Source organism: Mesorhizobium sp. WSM4814 (assembly GCF_055811595.1).
In genome coordinates this window covers 1-14,718 of the sequence record NZ_JBVVQT010000027.1, presented here as the reverse complement: position 1 = coordinate 14,718, position 14,718 = coordinate 1, and the positions used below count along the sequence as shown (strand labels likewise).

Below are 14,718 nucleotides of genomic sequence, written 5' to 3'. Positions count from 1 at the left end.
CTCGCTCGGATGAGAATTCGCAGCGAAGTCTGTGTGGAAACTTGGTCAGATGCCGAGTTCCTTCACACCCCCCTCTGTCCTGCCGGACATCTCCCCCGCAAGGGGGGAGATCGGATGTCATCGGCGATTTCGCCAATCTTCAACGCAGCAGGCAGACGAGCCGACGTTGCGGCCAGCCAATCTCCCCCCTTGCGGGGGAGATGTCCGGCAGGACAGAGGGGGGTGCCTGGGCGGGGCATTTCTCACGATCGGCACATCGCCAAGCAGCCGGTGCCGCCATGACCCGCGCGCTTCTCCTCCTTCGCCGTCGGCTCGTCGGCAGCGTCTTCGTGCTGCTGATTGTCGTGATCGGCACTTTCCTTTTGCTGGAAGCCGCCCCCGGTGACGCGGTCGACGCCTACATCGTCTCGACCGGCGGAGACGCCGGCATGATCGAATTGCTGCGCCATCGTTGGGGCCTCGACCAGTCGGCGCTGACGCGGCTGGCGACCTATCTCTGGGCGCTGCTGCATCTCGACCTCGGCCAGTCGGTGACCTTTTCGCGGCCAATCCGCGACGTCATCCTCGAGCGCCTGCCCAACACGCTGCTGTTGATGGGCAGCGCCACCGCGCTCTCCTTCGGGCTCGGCTCGGCGCTCGGCATCTATGCCGGCGCCAGGCCCGGCGGCTTTCGCGACCGCTTGCTGTCGATCGGCTCGCTGGCGCTCTATGCCGTTCCCGGCTTCTGGCTCGGGCTGGTGCTGATCATCGTCTTTGCCGTCGACCTGCGCTGGTTCCCGATCGGCGGCATCGAGAGCATCGCGTCGGGCAAGACCGGCCTTGACCGCTCGGCCGATATCGCCCGCCATCTCGTGCTGCCGGTGTCGGCACTCGGCTTCATCTATCTGGCACTCTATCTGCGCATGATGCGCGCCGGCATGGCCGAGGTCTGGCGACAGGATTTTGTCCTCGCCGCCCGCGCCAAAGGGCTCTCCCGCCGCCGCATCGTGCTCGCCCACGTTGCCCGCAACGCGCTGTTGCCGCTCGTCACGATGCTCGGCCTGCAATCGGCGCAGATGCTCGGCGGCAGCGTCGTCATCGAAAGCGTCTTTTCCGTTCCCGGGCTCGGCCGGCTGGCGCAGGAAGCGGTGGCAGCGCGCGACACGGCGCTGCTGCTCGGCATCATCCTGGTCAGCGCCGTTCTGGTCATCGTTATCAACCTTCTTGTCGACATCGGCTACGCCTTCCTCGATCCGCGCGTCGGCGCCAGCGAGGCCAGCGCGTGAGCCGGCTTCGCCGCTTTCTTCGCACGCCGGAAGCGGTCGCCGGCGCGATCATCCTGGTAGCGCTGTTCGCCATGGCGCTGACAGCGCCGCTGTTCTTTCCCGGCGATCCGCAAGCCATTGCCGGGCCGGCATTGCTGCCGCCCTTTCAGGACTGGTCGCTGCCGCTCGGCACCGACCGGCTCGGCCGCGACGTGCTGGCGGCGCTTCTTCACGGCGCCCGTACCTCGCTGGCGGTCGGGCTGGCGGCGGCAGCCGCAGCCCTTGCCGTCGGCTCGATAGTCGGCACGCTGGCCGGCTTTGCCGGCGGCCTCGTCGACGAGGTGCTGATGCGCATCACAGACGCCTTCCAGACCGTGCCGAGCTTCCTGCTGGCGCTGGCTTTCGTCAGCGTCGTCGGGCCGTCGCTCGGCGTCGTCGTCGCGGCGATCGCGCTCGGCGCCTGGACGGGGCCGGCGCGCGTTGCGCGCGCCGAAGTGCTGTCGATCCGCGAGCGCGATTTTGTCGCCGGCGCCCGTGTCATCGGCATGCATCCGCTGGAGATCGCCTTTCGCGAAGTGCTGCCCAACGCTTTGCCGCCGGTGCTGGCGCTGTCGTCGGTGATCGTCGCCGCGGCGATCCTCACCGAGGCGGCACTTTCGTTTCTCGGCCTCGGCGACCCCAACCGCGTGACCTGGGGCGGCATGATCGCCGAAGGCCGCGCCGTGCTGCGCATCGCGCCCTTCCTGTCGATCATTCCCGGCATAGCACTCGTGCTGACCGTGCTCGGCGTCTACCTCGCCGGCGAAGGCGTCGTCGAAACGGCTGCGGTGAGAAGGAGCCTGTCGTGACGACGCTGCTTTCGATCCGCGATCTGACGGTGACCTATCGCCGCGACGGCAGCGAGGTGGCGGCGCTGAACCATGTCAGCCTCGATGTCGACGCCGGCGAGCGCTTCGCCATCATTGGCGAGAGCGGCTCGGGCAAGAGCACTCTGGCGCTGGCCATTGCCGGGCTGCTGCCGGGTTCTTCCAAGGTTGGAGGCTCGATCGAGTGGTTTTTGCCATCCTTTGGTGCCAAGGCACCCCCCTCGGAGGTCGCGACATCGGCTTCGTCTTCCAGGACCCGTCGGCCAGCCTCGATCCGGTAATGGCAGTCGGCGAGCAGATCGCGGAAGTCGCGCACACGCATCTCGGTCTTACTTGGTCGCAATCCTATGCCAAGGCAAAAACCCTGCTCGAACGCGTCCGCCTGCCCGACCCGGACGCCGCCTTGCACTCCTATCCGCACCAGCTTTCCGGTGGCCAAAAACAGCGCGTGGCGATCGCCGCGGCGATCGCGGCCGGCCCGAAACTGCTGATCGCCGATGAGGCGACCAGCGCGCTCGACACCATCGTGCAGGCCGAGATCGTCGCGCTGATCCGGCAATTGGTGGCCGAGGACGGCATGACGCTGCTGTTCGTCAGCCACGACATCGCGCTGGCCGCCGAGCTGGCCGAGCGCATCGCCGTGTTCCGGCACGGCGAGCTGGTCGAGCTCGGCACGACGGCGCAGATCGTCGCTAGTCCGCGCCACGCCTACACAAGAGCGCTGCTTAACGCCCATCTCGGCCTCGACGCCGAACCGCTGCTGCAGCAGTCAGGAGCGTCGCGGTGAGCAGTCCATTGCTGGCTGTTTCCGGCCTGACCAAACGATATCGCCGCGGCGGCAAAACAATAGCCGCCGTCGATGATGTCTCCTTTCATATCGAGGCCGGCGAGACGCTGGCGCTGGCCGGCCCTTCCGGCAGCGGCAAGTCGACGGTCGCGCGGCTGCTGCTGCGGCTGATCGAACCGGACGCCGGCCGCATCGAGTTCGAAGGTGGCGATTTCCTGTCCCTGAACGATACTGCGTTGCGCGCCCGGCGCGCGCGCGTGCAAATGGTCTTCCAGGACCCGCTCGCCGCCTTCAATCCGCGCGCCAGCGTGGCGCGCGTGCTTGACGATCCTTTGCGCATCCATGGCATCGCAGCCCGATCAGAACGCCCGCGCCGTATCGCTGCTCTGCTGGAGCGCGTCGGCCTGAGCGCTGATCTCGCCGCTCGTGCCATCCACGAGATCTCGGGCGGCCAGCGCCAGCGCATCGCGATCGCGCGCGCCATCGCCTCAAACCCGTCGCTGATCGTCCTCGACGAGGCGGTGTCCGCGCTCGACGTATCGGTGCGCCGGCAGATCCTGCAATTGCTGCTCGATCTGCAACGCGAGCAACGGATCGCCTATTTGTTCATTTCGCATGATCTCGGCGTCATCAGCGCCATCGCCCATCGTGTCGTCATTCTCGATGCCGGCCGCGTCGCCGAAAGCGGCAAGGCCCGTGCGGTCATCGGTGCCCCGCAGTCGGCGATCGGCAAGGCGCTGGTGGCGGCAGCGCCAAGACTGAACAGGACCGGCACGCAGGGCGACGCGGCCGATCGTCAGTAACCCAGCGCGCAACCATCCTTGCGTGGATCGGACGCGCCGGTAAGCGTGCCCTTGTCCCAGTCGATCAGCACCAGTTGGCCGCCGCCATGCGGCTCGGTTGGGATGGACACGTCGTGCCCGCGTTCGCGCAGGCCGGCGATGGCCTCGGCCGGAACGCCACGCTCGGCCTCCACTGCGTTCTGGCGGTAAAACACTCTCGGCGCATCCAGCGCCTCCTGCGGGTCCATGCCGAAGTCGATCATGTTGGTGAGCAAATGGACATGGCCGAACGGCTGATAGCCGCCGCCCATCACGCCAAACGGCATGACTGCCCTGCCCTTGGCTGTCACCATGCCCGGCATGATGGTGTGCATCGGGCGTTTCCCCGGTGCGATGCGGTTTGGGTGGTCCGCGGCCAGGCGGAAGCTGCTGCCGCGATTCTGCAGGACGACGCCGGTCCTGGGGCCGACCACGCCGCTGCCGAACGAACCAAAGGTCGAGTTGATGAAGCTGACCGCATTACGGTCGCGGTCGACCACGGAGATGTAGACGGTATCGCTCGGCTGAAGCTCCAGCCGTGGCAGATGCGTCATCGCGCGCGCCGGATCGATCTCGGCGCGAAGCTGATCGGCATGGGATCTGGACAACAACTGCTGCACGGGGACATGGACCTGGTTCTGGTCGCCGATGAAATTGTCGCGGTCCTGATAGGCAAGCCGCCCCGCCTCGATCTCGAGATGAAAGCGCTCGGCGCCGTTCGGTTCCAGCGAACCGAGCGAGAAGCCCGACAGCACGTTCAGCATGATCAGTGCCGTCAGCCCCTGGTTGTTCGGCGGCATCTGATGAATGTCGTAGCCTCGGTAGGATGTGCCGACGGGCCTGACATAGTCGCCCTTCGTCGCCGAAAAATCCTCGAGCGCATGCAGCCCGCCAAGCACGCGCAGACGCGAAACCATGTCGTCGGCGACCTCGCCTTCATAGAAGCCGGCACGGCCACGGCGCGAGACGATGCGCAAGGTCTCGGCCAGTTGCGGCTGCCGGTGCAGCTCGCCGGCCAGCGGCGCCTTTCCATCCGGCAGAAAGATCCGCGCGGCATGTTCGTCGGCGGCCAGCAAGGCAGCACTTTCGGCCCAGTCGAAGGCCACGCGGTCTTGGACGACATAACCCTGTTCGGCGTAATGTATGGCCGGAGCGAGCGCGGCGTCGATGCCCTTTCTGCCGTGATCCTCGAGCAGCCGGCACCAGGCGTCGACGGCGCCCGGCACGGTGACCGCATGCGGACCGGACTCAGGCAGTTCGTCGAGCCCCTTGTCCAGATACCACTGCGCCTCAGCTGCTGCCGGTGCGCGGCCGGAGCCGTTGAAGGCCAGAACCTCGCCTTGACCGTTGGGACAATAGAGGACGAAACAGTCGCCGCCGATACCCGTCGATTGCGGCTCGACCACCGCCTGCACCGCCGCCGCGCACACGGCTGCGTCCATTGCATTGCCGCCGGACCGCAGCATCTCGATCGCCGCCAATGTCGCCAGAGGGTGCGATGTCGCGGCCATCGCTTCCGTCGCACGAACCGGCGACCGTCCGGGGAGTTGGAAATCACGCATGCAGTTCAATAGCCTCCGACCAACCAGATGTGAACTGGCAACAGCAGCCAAAGGGCTGCACCAGCGAAAGCAGCACCAACGACGGAACGATCACCATGGCAGCGCTCAACCCTCGGAAGCTGCCGATCTCAATCAGCGAATCTGAAACTGTCCGTGGTGTAATCGGGGTAGGCATCCAGACTGTCGAAAAGCTCTGCCAGGTCACGGGTATCCGCCAATATTCCGGACAAGACCAGCGCTGTCGCCACGCCGGCACCAATTCCACCGGCGACATCGTGTTCGACGCTGTCGCCGACACAGACCACGCTGCTGCGGTCCGGGTTGCCCGCCAGCGCCAGCGCGGCGTCGAAGATCGGCGTGTAGGGCTTGCCGATGCGGGTGACGCTACCGCCGAGGCTCTCGTAGAGATCCGCAAGCTGGCCGGCGCCAAAGCGAGGCCCGACTGCCGTCAGCATGATCTTGTCGGGATTGGTGCAGAAGCACGGCACCTGCCGCATCGCTGCCGGCGCAAAAAGCCGGCGATAGTGCTCGATGTCGTAGCGATCGCCCTCACTGGCGGCGATCAGCACCAGCTCGGCATCGTCGCCGCCCCCGGTCAACACGAAAGGCAGGCCTTCAATCGCCGAGCGGTCGCCTTCGCGGCTGATCAGCAGGCACTTTGTGTTTGGGCGCAGCTTTCCGGATATCGCCATTTCGTGGAAGGACCGCCACGCGATCTCGCCGGAAGAGACAAATCGATCCCAGCTTCCTGGTTCGAAGCCGAGCTTCAGCAAGCGGGCCTCGTTGGGCCGCGCCCGCCTGCCGGAATTCGAGACCAGCACGATCGTCCTGCCTGCTCGCTTCAGCGCCGACAACGCCTCCACGGCGCCCGGATAGGGGTTCGTGCCGTCGTGCAGTACGCCGAACTGATCGAGCAGGAACACCTGATAGCGCTCGACCAGCGCTCCGATGCCGTCGAGATGGTCGACTGGTTTCGTGCTCACAACAGCCCCGCTGCGATTGCGCCCATCAGCGCCAGCCGCGCCGTGCCGGCGGCCGCCTCGTCCGAAAGCGCCGGCAGAAAATCGACACCCAGCTTGCGCTGCCGGATCGCGGTCCAGGCGGCGTTTGCCGCACCGCCGCCGACACTCCTGACCGACGTCAATTTGGGGGCGCCGAGTTCGGCAAGCCGGCGATAGCCGAGCGCCTCGATCGCCGCGATGCCCTCGAACATGGCTTTCACATAGTCGGCGTCGTCGGCCGGCCGCGGCGTCAGGCGTGGCGGCAGAGCAGGATCGGCCACGGGAAAGCGTTCGCCAACCGCGGGAAGCGGATAATAGTCGAGGCCGGTCTCGGTCATGGGGTCCATTGCCGCGCTCAATTCGATGATGCGCGCAAGAGAAAAATGCTGCGCCAGCACCTTGCCGCCCGAATTCGACGCACCACCCGCCAGATAGGCATCTCCCAGCCGGTGGCTATAGATGCCGAACTGCGGCGCCGAGATCGGCCGGTCGGAGAGGATCTTGATGGTCAGCGAGGACCCCAGCGCGGTGACGCCGTCGCCAACAGCCGCAGCCCCTGTCGCCAGGAACGACGCGCAGCCATCCGTCGTGCCGGCGACCACGGCGACGTCGCGCGCCAGGCCGAACCGGTCCGCGGCGCTCGCGGTGAGCGTTCCCGTGACGACGCCCGGCTTGACGACACGAGGAAGAAATTCCATGCGCATGCCGGTCGCCGCGATCCAGTCCGGCCAGCGCCGCGCCTCGACGTCGTAGCCGGTCTTCAGGGCATTGTTCTCGTCGCTGATATCGAAGCGGCCGGAGAAATTTCCCGCGATCCAGTCGGCCTGATGCAGCACCGCGGCGACGCCGGGCAGGCGCAGGAACAACAGCGCCTTGGCGAGACCGGACGTCGGCCCACGGGCTGCGCTCGCGGCCGGCGCCTCGCGCGCGATCATCGCCAGAATGGCGTCGTCGTCGACCTTGTCGTTGTACATCAACGGCTCGGCCAGCGGCCGCCCGGCGCCGTCGACCGGCAGCAGCGTGCCGGAAGTGCCGTCGACGGCGATCGACCGAACCGCCGCACGATCGATGCTCGAAAGCAGTTCCGTCAGCGCCGCGCCGACCGCTGACCACCATACGGACGGGTCGCGGGCATTCTGGCCAAATCTGTCGAGTGGAACGGCGGAACGCGCGGCAATCGAAAAGTCCGGCCGCATGGCGACGGCGCGGGCGCCTGATGTGCCGATGTCGATTCCGATCGAAAGCGGGCCGGTTGACAACGCCACCTCAGCTGCCGGCTGCATTGAGTTTCTGGCGATACTGCTCGGCGTCCCAGTTGATCAGTTCGTCGTTCTCGGCTGATGTCAGATAGTTCAGCTTCGCTTCGACGTCGACCCGCGCCGTCACGTCGGCGAGGCAGCGTTGCATGGCATTGGCGCCGGCACTGGCGTCGCCGCGCATCAGCACGCCAAGCCCGGGAAACAGGATCGCCACCGGTGCCGTGCCGCACCGTTCGGTGACACGCATCACGTCCTCACCGGCTCTCGCCACGACCGAACCCTGGCCGAGAAAGATGACGTGATCGGGATAGAGGCTGCCTCCTGACGCCATGCTGCAGCTTTCAGGATCGATCGCGACAGCATGCGCTTCGCCATCCGCCGGCAGCCTGTAACCACTGCGTCCGATGAGCGCCGTCAATGCCGCGATGTCTGGCTCCGCCACCTCGCGTGGCTGCCGCGCCAGAAGTCGTGTGATGCGACGCAGCAGCGCCTCGGCGCCGGCGACGGTCTCGGCTGCGACGACCAGGCCATGGTTGGCAAGGATCAGCACATCGACCCCAGGCCGAAGGCGCTCGGCAATGCCCTGGGCAAGCGGCAGGCCGGGCCGGCGATAGGGAACATACGCCCATTCGAGGCCATCGAGGCGCTTGGCGACTTGAGCCTCGCAGTCGGCCTGCACGGCAAGCGAAATGGTATCGACGCAGTGGACATGCAGAACGACGCGCTGCGGCATCAGCGCGTGAACCGTGGTCTCGATCGAAGGACGCAGCTTGCGGGCGTTGAGCGCCTCGATGGCGAAACCCTGTGGCTGATCGGCGGCCGGGTCGCGCTGTTCGACAGCCCTGAGCAGCGGCGGGATCGCCACCGGGACCATGATGTCCTCGGCGAGCGCGTCCTTCAACCAGGTGCCGGAAGCCTTGATCCAGAGAGTGTCGCCGGCTTTCAGCGACGTGTTGCCGCCCGCGGCCTGGGTCAAGTGCGGGTCGCGCCCGATGCTGGCCGAAAGCGACCGCAAAGCAGCCAGTTCCTGCGCATCCGCATTGATTGCCATCGAAACTCCTTCACAAACCGGCCGCCTAGGCCACGGCTTTGGATCCCGGTAGCCGGGACAGACGAGTGACGCTGGTATTGCAGATGCGAGTAAGTTACGTCAAGAGTGATCTTGTCCCACCAAATCGAGCTTGCAATCTGATCCGTGCTGAGTAACTTACACCAATTGCCGTGGCAAAATGGCATTTCGGGAGGGTATCCGTTGAGCGACTCCGGCCGCCAGCGTCAGATCGTCGAGCTGTTGCGGGATCGCCCCTTCGCCTCGGTGCGCGAGTTGCAGGAGCGCCTCGGTGTCTCGGCGGCGACTGTGCGGCGCGATATCGACAAGATCGACGAGGCCGGCGAAGCACGCAAGGTCTATGGCGGCATCTCGGCGCTCGATGGCGCTGCGCAGGCGGGCGTCGCCTATGCCCGGCCCTACGACGAGAACCGCGATCTCGCGGTCGAAGCCAAGCGGCAGATCGCCGCTCTCGCGGCGACCATGGTGCGCGATGGCGACGCCGTCATCGTGCATGGCGGTTCGACCTGCTTCCATCTCGGCGTAAAGCTCGCTGACCGCAACATCCGGCTCTATACCAACTCGATGCCGCTCATCGCCTATTTGAGCGACCACGGCCATTGCAGCCTGACCGTTGCCGGCGGCGAACTGCATCGCGAGCCTGGCATCATCCATTCGCTCACCCAGACGGTGCCTTTCTACGCATCGAAGTTCTTTCTTGGTGCGCAGGGCATCGGCCCGGAGGGCGTGCTGGAATCGCATCCGCTGCTGGTCCGCTCCATCGCCGAGCTCAGCCTGTGCGCCGACCAGATCGTGGTGCTGGCAGACAGCCGCAAACTGTCGATCCATGCGCGCAACGTCGCGCTGCCCTTGTCGCGCATCGGCACGCTGGTGACCGATGACGGCCTTTCCGATGCCGACGCACGCATGCTCGAAAACGCCGGCGTCATGGTGCGGATCGCCTCTGCCTCGGGAGCCGTCCAGTGAAGGTGGCTGTCCTCGACTTCGGCAAGACCAACTCGAAGCTGTTCGTCTTCGGTCAGGACGGGCAGATTCTAGGTGAGCGCCGGACCCAGCCGAACTGGACGCGCGAAGGCGGCTTCAGCGTGCTTGACGAAACCGCGCTTCACGATTGGGCGGCGCGCGCCGTCGGCGAAGCGGTCGACATCCATGGCATAGAGGGCTTGATGGTTTCGGGCCATGGCTGCACCTTTGCCTTGGTCGACGATGCGACGCTGACGCATCCGATACTCGACTACGAGCAGGAGCCGCCGGCCGAGATTGCCGCGCAGATCGATCGCCGCATTCCGGATTTCGCCGAGACCTTCTCGCCGCGCCTGCCGCTCGGCTTCAACTATGGTCGCCACATGCTGTGGCTGAAGACGGTGCAACCAAGCGTGTTCGCCGCCGTCAAATCGATCCTCGGTTATCCCCAGTACTGGAGCTGGCGCTTTGGCGGCCGGGCGGTCTCGGAGGTGTCCTATCTCGGCTGCCACTCGCATCTGTGGGCGCCGCGCAAGCGCGATTTCTCCAAGCTGGTCGACGCCGAGGGATGGCGCCGCCAGATGCCCGCCTTCGAGCGTGCCGGCGCGGTCATCGGCGAGCAGCGCTTCGGCGAGGCGACACGGCCGATCGCCATCCACAACGGTGTCCATGACAGCAATGCCGCGCTCCATGCCTATCGCCGGCAGGCGCCTGGGCCGGTCACCGTCGTCTCGACCGGCACCTGGGTCGTCGTGCTCAATCCGCACTGCCCGCTCGACGCGCTCGATCGCGACCGCGACATGCTGGTCAATGTCGATGTCGACGGCGGCCCGGTGCCGACCATCCGCTTCATGGGCGGCCGCGAATTCGCGACGATTAGCGCCGGCTGGGAGGGCGCAATCGACCGCTCCACAGTACAGCAGGTGATCGGCGCCGGCATCATGGCGCTGCCGAGCTTCGCGCCAGGTGGGCCGATGCCTGGCCATCGCGGCGAACTGGTCGGGCGCGCACCCACCGCGGAGGAGCGCGCGGCCGTGGCGCTGCTCTACGTCGCGCTGATGGTCGATCTGTGTCTCGACCTGATCCATTCGAACAACACGGTGATCGTCGATGGCGGGCTGAACAGTGGCGGCCTGCTTGCCAGCCTGCTGGCGCAGCTGCGTCCCGGCCAGGCCTTCATGCAGGGCGCCACGTTGGAGGGCAGCGCCACCGGAGCGGCGGCTCTGGCCTTCGAGAGTGTTGGACGCGAATTTGCCCCCGAGGCGCCGGAGCCGGTACGCGCCTCGAGCTTCACCGGGCTTGCCTTCTATCGCGATAGCTGGCGCGGCCTCGCCGCCGACCGAGGCGTCGCTGATGCCGCAGCGGGAGGCGCGCGATGACCGCCGCTGCCCGGATCGAAACCGTGCGCCAGCCGGTGCTGGAGATGCGGCACATCTCCAAGACGTTCGGCCCAATTCGCGCCTTGCAGGACGTATCGTTGACCGTTCACGCCGGTGAACTGCACGCGCTGATGGGCGAAAACGGCGCCGGCAAGTCGACGCTGATGAAGGTGCTGTCCGGCGCCTATCGGCCTGATCCCGGCGGCGAGATTCTGATCGACGGCACACCGGTCGCCACCGGCGATCCGATCAAGGCACGCGCCAACGGCATTGCCGTCATCTACCAGGAGCTGTCGCTGGCGCCCAACCTGACGGTCGGGCAGAACATCTTCCTCGGCAACGAGCCGAGACGGTTCGGCATCGTCGACCGCGACCAGTGCAATCGGCGCGCCAAGGAAATCATCGCACGGCTCGGCGTCTCCTTCTCGGCGCGCGCCCTTGTCTCCAGCCTGTCGCTCGGCGAGCGCCAGATGGTCGAGATCGCCCGGGCGCTGTCGACCAGCGCGCGCATCATCGTCATGGACGAGCCGACCACCTCGCTGACCTCGCGCGAGACCGACAGGCTGTTCGAGGTGATTGCGACGCTGAAGGCGCAGGGCATCGCCATCATCTACATCAGCCACCGCATGGAGGAGGTCTACCAGCTTGCCGACCGCGTCAGCGTGCTGCGCGACAGCGGCTATGTCGGCACGCTCGAACGCGCCGATCTGAACGCCTCGCGCCTCGTCTCGATGATGGTTGGCCGTGACCTGTCCGCCTTCTACAAGAAGGATCACCGCCCGCCGGACAGCAAACGCGCGATCGCACTGTCGGTGCGCGACATGTCGGACGGCAATCTCCTGAAAGGCTGCTCCTTCGACCTGCACAAGGGCGAAGTCTTGGCGCTGGCGGGCCTGGTCGGCTCCGGCCGCACCGAACTCGCGCGGCTGATCTTCGGCGCCGACAGGCACACATCAGGCACGCTGGAACTCGACGGCAAGCCGGTAGCCATCGGCTCGCCGCGCGAGGCGCTGGATGCCGGCATTGCCTATCTTACCGAAGACCGCAAGGAACTCGGCCTGTTCCTCGACATGTCGATTTCCGACAATATCAGCATGGGCGTGCTCGCCAGGGACGCGCAGGCCGGCGGCCTGCGCGACTTCGCCACGGCCGAAAGGCGCGCCGCCAAGGCCGTTTCCGACCTCTCCATCCGCAGCAGGTCGGTGCAGGCCAATGCCGGCTCGCTGTCGGGCGGCAACCAGCAGAAGGTGCTGCTTGCCCGCCTGCTCGAAACCGAGCCGCGGGTCCTCATCCTCGACGAACCGACCCGAGGCGTCGATGTCGGGGCGAAGTCGGAAATCTACCGGCTGATCGACGATCTTGCCAAAAAGGGCATCGCCATCCTGATGATCTCCAGCGAACTGCCGGAGGTGATCGGCGTCGCCGACCGCGTGCTGGTGATGCGCGACGGCACTATCGCTGGCGAGGTGACGGCATCCGAAGGCCAGCCGCTCAGACAGGAGGCAATCATGGAACTCGCAACGGGAGCGGCCAAGGGATGACCGACAAGAGCGGCCTGGGGATGACCGACAAGAGCGGCCTGGGGATGACCGACAAGGCAGCCGGGATGAGCGCGGGTGACCACGCGGTCGGCAGGAGCCGGCGGCTGCGCACCGCCTTCGCCGCGCTTGGCATGCTGCCGGTCCTGATCCTTTTGGCGGCCGGCTTCCAGATCATGAACCCGCGCTTCCTCACCGAGACCAACCTGTTGATCGTCACCCAGCAGTCATCGATCAACATCGTGCTCGCGGCCGGCATGACCTTCGTCATCCTGACCGGCGGCATAGACCTGTCCGTCGGCTCCATTCTTGCCGCCTCGGCGATGGTGGCGGTGATGGTGTCGCTGGTGCCGGAGTGGGGCATGCTCGGCGTGCCGGCGGCCATTCTGGTCGGCCTCGGCTTCGGCGTCATCAACGGGCTGCTCGTCGCCTATATCAAGCTGCCGCCCTTCATCGTTACGCTGGGTTCGCTGACCGCCGTGCGCGGCGTCGCCCGCCTGCTCGGCCAGGACACCACGGTGTTCAACTCGGACCTGCCGTTCGACTTCATCGGCAACGGGTCGCTGTTCGGCATCCCCTGGCTGGTCATCATCGCTCTGTCGGTCGTGGTGCTGTCCTGGCTGGTGCTCAAGCGCACCGTGCTCGGCACCTGGATCTATGCCGTCGGCGGCAATGCCGAGGCCGCCCGCCTCACCGGCATCAAGGTGCCCCTGGTGCTGCTCTTCGTCTATGGCGTTTCAGGCCTTCTCGCCGGCCTTGGCGGCGCCATGTCGGCGGCCCGGCTCTATGCGGCCAACGGGCTGCAGCTTGGGCAGTCCTACGAACTCGACGCCATTGCCGCGGTCATTCTCGGCGGCACCAGCTTCGTCGGCGGCGTCGGCTCGATCTGGGGCACGCTGATCGGCGGCCTGATCATTGCGGTGCTCTCCAACGGGCTCATCCTGGCCGGTGTTTCGGACATCTGGCAGTACATCATCAAGGGATTGGTCATCATCGTGGCGGTCGCCCTCGACCGCTACAGGCTCCAGGCGGGAGCAAGAACGTGATTGACCTTCGTCGCCGGCGTCAACGACCCGGTTTCATTTAACGCACCGTGAGAGGCGCGGGGCATCAGGAGGAAAACAATGAAGACCATCGCTAAACTGCTCTGCGGCGTAGCCCTCGCGGCCGTCGCCGTCGCCGTCGCACCGGCCTCGGCCAAGGACCTGAACAAGGTCGGCATCTCGGTCGGCCTGCTCGGCAACCCGTTCTTCGTCGCCACCATCAAGGGCATCGAGGACGCCGCCAGGAAGATCAACCCGAATGTCGAGGTGACGTCGGTGTCGGCCGACTACGACCTCAACAAGCAGGTCTCGCAGGTCGACTCGTTCATCGCCGCCGGCGTCGACGTGATCATGCTCAACGCCGTCGACGCCAAGGCGATCGCGCCGGCGGTGAAGAAGGCGCAGGCGGCCGGCATCGTGGTTGCCGCATTCGACGTTTCGGCGCCGGGCGCCGACGTCACCGTGATGACCAACAACGTCAAGGCCGGCGAAGCGGCCTGCCAGTATCTGGTCGACCACACCGGCGGCAAGGGCGACTATGTCATCCTGAACGGGCCGGCATCGTCGTCGATCCTCGAGCGGGTGAACGGCTGCAAGGATGTGCTGGCAAAACACCCGGACATCAAGATCCTCTCCGACGACCAGAATGCCGAAGGCTCGCGCGACGGCGGCCTGAAGGTGTTCCAGTCGCTGCTGACCCGCTTCGACAAGATCGACGCGGTGTTCGCCATCAACGACCCGACGGCGATCGGCGCCCAGCTTGCGGCCAAGCAGCTTAACCGCTCGGAGTTCATCTTCACCGCGGTTGACGGCGCGCCCGACATCGAGAAGGAACTCTCTTCCGGCACCTCGATGATCAAGGCCTCGGCCTCGCAGGATCCTTACGTCATGGCCGGCCAATCGCTGCAGATGGCAGCTGAAGTGCTCGCCGGCAAAAAGCCGGCCGAGGCCACGGTGCTGCTCGACCCGCAGCTGATCACGGCAGAGAACCTGAAGGACTATAAGGGCTGGACCGCGGCCCGCTAGCTAAAGCCTCCCAAGGCTGGTGGGGGGGGGGGGGGGGGGGGGCCCCCGGTTTTTTTTTGTGGGGGTGTGTTTGGAAAACCGCGGGGCCGCGGGGGGGGGGGGGGGGGGGGGGGGGCGGGGGCCGCGCGGGGGGGGGGGGGGGGGGGCGCGGGGGGGGGGG

General features: G+C 66.4%; 12 protein-coding genes and 1 pseudogene. 9 read left to right on the top strand and 4 right to left on the bottom strand.

The annotated features are described in order from the left end of the window. Positions 1-278 precede the first annotated feature (278 nt). The 4 genes and pseudogenes from AC0L2V_RS28035 (at position 279) to AC0L2V_RS28020 (ending at position 3,700) form a co-directional block, all read left to right on the top strand. Complete coding sequence (locus AC0L2V_RS28035; RefSeq protein ID WP_473510883.1) at positions 279-1,265, top strand: ABC transporter permease; 987 nt, start codon at positions 279-281, stop codon at positions 1,263-1,265. Then, positions 1,262-2,092 (top strand): ABC transporter permease, encoded by an 831-nt coding sequence (locus tag AC0L2V_RS28030; protein WP_473510885.1) that lies wholly within the window; start codon positions 1,262-1,264, stop codon positions 2,090-2,092. Before AC0L2V_RS28035 ends, AC0L2V_RS28030 begins: the two co-directional genes overlap by 4 nt. Then, a pseudogene (locus AC0L2V_RS28025) lies at positions 2,089-2,897 on the top strand (ABC transporter ATP-binding protein). Before AC0L2V_RS28030 ends, AC0L2V_RS28025 begins: the two are co-directional and overlap by 4 nt. Next, a complete protein-coding gene (locus tag AC0L2V_RS28020; protein WP_473510889.1) occupies positions 2,894-3,700 on the top strand; it encodes an ABC transporter ATP-binding protein in 807 nt (268 codons plus the stop codon). Before AC0L2V_RS28025 ends, AC0L2V_RS28020 begins: the two are co-directional and overlap by 4 nt. On the opposite strand, the gene ggt is transcribed toward AC0L2V_RS28020, so the two are convergent. The 4 genes from ggt to AC0L2V_RS28000 form a co-directional block, all read right to left on the bottom strand. Beyond that, a complete protein-coding gene (gene ggt / locus AC0L2V_RS28015; protein ID WP_473510891.1) occupies positions 3,694-5,280 on the bottom strand; it encodes a gamma-glutamyltransferase in 1,587 nt (528 codons plus the stop codon). The two genes, AC0L2V_RS28020 and ggt, sit on opposite strands and share 7 nt — an antisense overlap. 128 nt (positions 5,281-5,408) lie before the next feature. Then, complete coding sequence (locus AC0L2V_RS28010) at positions 5,409-6,263, bottom strand: TIGR01459 family HAD-type hydrolase (RefSeq protein WP_473510892.1); 855 nt, start codon at positions 6,261-6,263, stop codon at positions 5,409-5,411. Next, positions 6,260-7,564, bottom strand: coding sequence for an FGGY-family carbohydrate kinase (locus AC0L2V_RS28005; RefSeq protein ID WP_473510894.1), 1,305 nt, complete (start codon positions 7,562-7,564; stop codon positions 6,260-6,262). Before AC0L2V_RS28005 ends, AC0L2V_RS28010 begins: the two co-directional genes overlap by 4 nt. After that, positions 7,548-8,591: a class II aldolase/adducin family protein gene (locus AC0L2V_RS28000; RefSeq protein WP_473510896.1), complete on the bottom strand. Its 1,044-nt coding sequence runs from the start codon at positions 8,589-8,591 to the stop codon at positions 7,548-7,550. The genes AC0L2V_RS28005 and AC0L2V_RS28000 overlap by 17 nt, the downstream gene beginning before the upstream one ends. Positions 8,592-8,792: 201 nt before the next feature. On the opposite strand from AC0L2V_RS28000, the gene AC0L2V_RS27995 reads away from it, so the two are divergent. From AC0L2V_RS27995 to AC0L2V_RS27975, 5 genes are all read left to right on the top strand, one after another. Beyond that, the gene (locus tag AC0L2V_RS27995) at positions 8,793-9,575 is read left to right on the top strand and encodes a DeoR/GlpR family DNA-binding transcription regulator (protein ID WP_128170895.1); all 783 of its coding nucleotides are present in this window, start codon (positions 8,793-8,795) and stop codon (positions 9,573-9,575) included. Further along, positions 9,572-10,951, top strand: coding sequence for an FGGY-family carbohydrate kinase (locus AC0L2V_RS27990; protein WP_473521765.1), 1,380 nt, complete (start codon positions 9,572-9,574; stop codon positions 10,949-10,951). The genes AC0L2V_RS27995 and AC0L2V_RS27990 overlap by 4 nt, the downstream gene beginning before the upstream one ends. Then, positions 10,948-12,492, top strand: coding sequence for a sugar ABC transporter ATP-binding protein (locus AC0L2V_RS27985; protein WP_473510899.1), 1,545 nt, complete (start codon positions 10,948-10,950; stop codon positions 12,490-12,492). Before AC0L2V_RS27990 ends, AC0L2V_RS27985 begins: the two co-directional genes overlap by 4 nt. Positions 12,493-12,536: 44 nt before the next feature. Continuing rightward, on the top strand, positions 12,537-13,535 hold the full coding sequence (locus AC0L2V_RS27980; RefSeq protein WP_473510930.1) for an ABC transporter permease subunit: 999 nt from the start codon (positions 12,537-12,539) through the stop codon (positions 13,533-13,535). 78 nt (positions 13,536-13,613) lie between these two features. Further along, positions 13,614-14,558, top strand: coding sequence for an ABC transporter substrate-binding protein (locus AC0L2V_RS27975; RefSeq protein WP_473510900.1), 945 nt, complete (start codon positions 13,614-13,616; stop codon positions 14,556-14,558). Positions 14,559-14,718 lie beyond the last annotated feature (160 nt).

Coding starts and splice junctions, on each gene's coding strand:
- AC0L2V_RS28000 (WP_473510896.1), bottom strand. CDS start 8,591: ATGGCAATCAATGCGGATGCGCAGGAACTGGCTGCTTTGCGGTCGCTT.
- AC0L2V_RS28005 (WP_473510894.1), bottom strand. CDS start 7,564: ATGCAGCCGGCAGCTGAGGTGGCGTTGTCAACCGGCCCGCTTTCGATC.
- AC0L2V_RS28035 (WP_473510883.1), top strand. CDS start 279: ATGACCCGCGCGCTTCTCCTCCTTCGCCGTCGGCTCGTCGGCAGCGTC.
- AC0L2V_RS27980 (WP_473510930.1), top strand. CDS start 12,537: ATGACCGACAAGGCAGCCGGGATGAGCGCGGGTGACCACGCGGTCGGC.
- AC0L2V_RS27975 (WP_473510900.1), top strand. CDS start 13,614: ATGAAGACCATCGCTAAACTGCTCTGCGGCGTAGCCCTCGCGGCCGTC.
- AC0L2V_RS27985 (WP_473510899.1), top strand. CDS start 10,948: ATGACCGCCGCTGCCCGGATCGAAACCGTGCGCCAGCCGGTGCTGGAG.
- ggt (WP_473510891.1), bottom strand. CDS start 5,280: ATGCGTGATTTCCAACTCCCCGGACGGTCGCCGGTTCGTGCGACGGAA.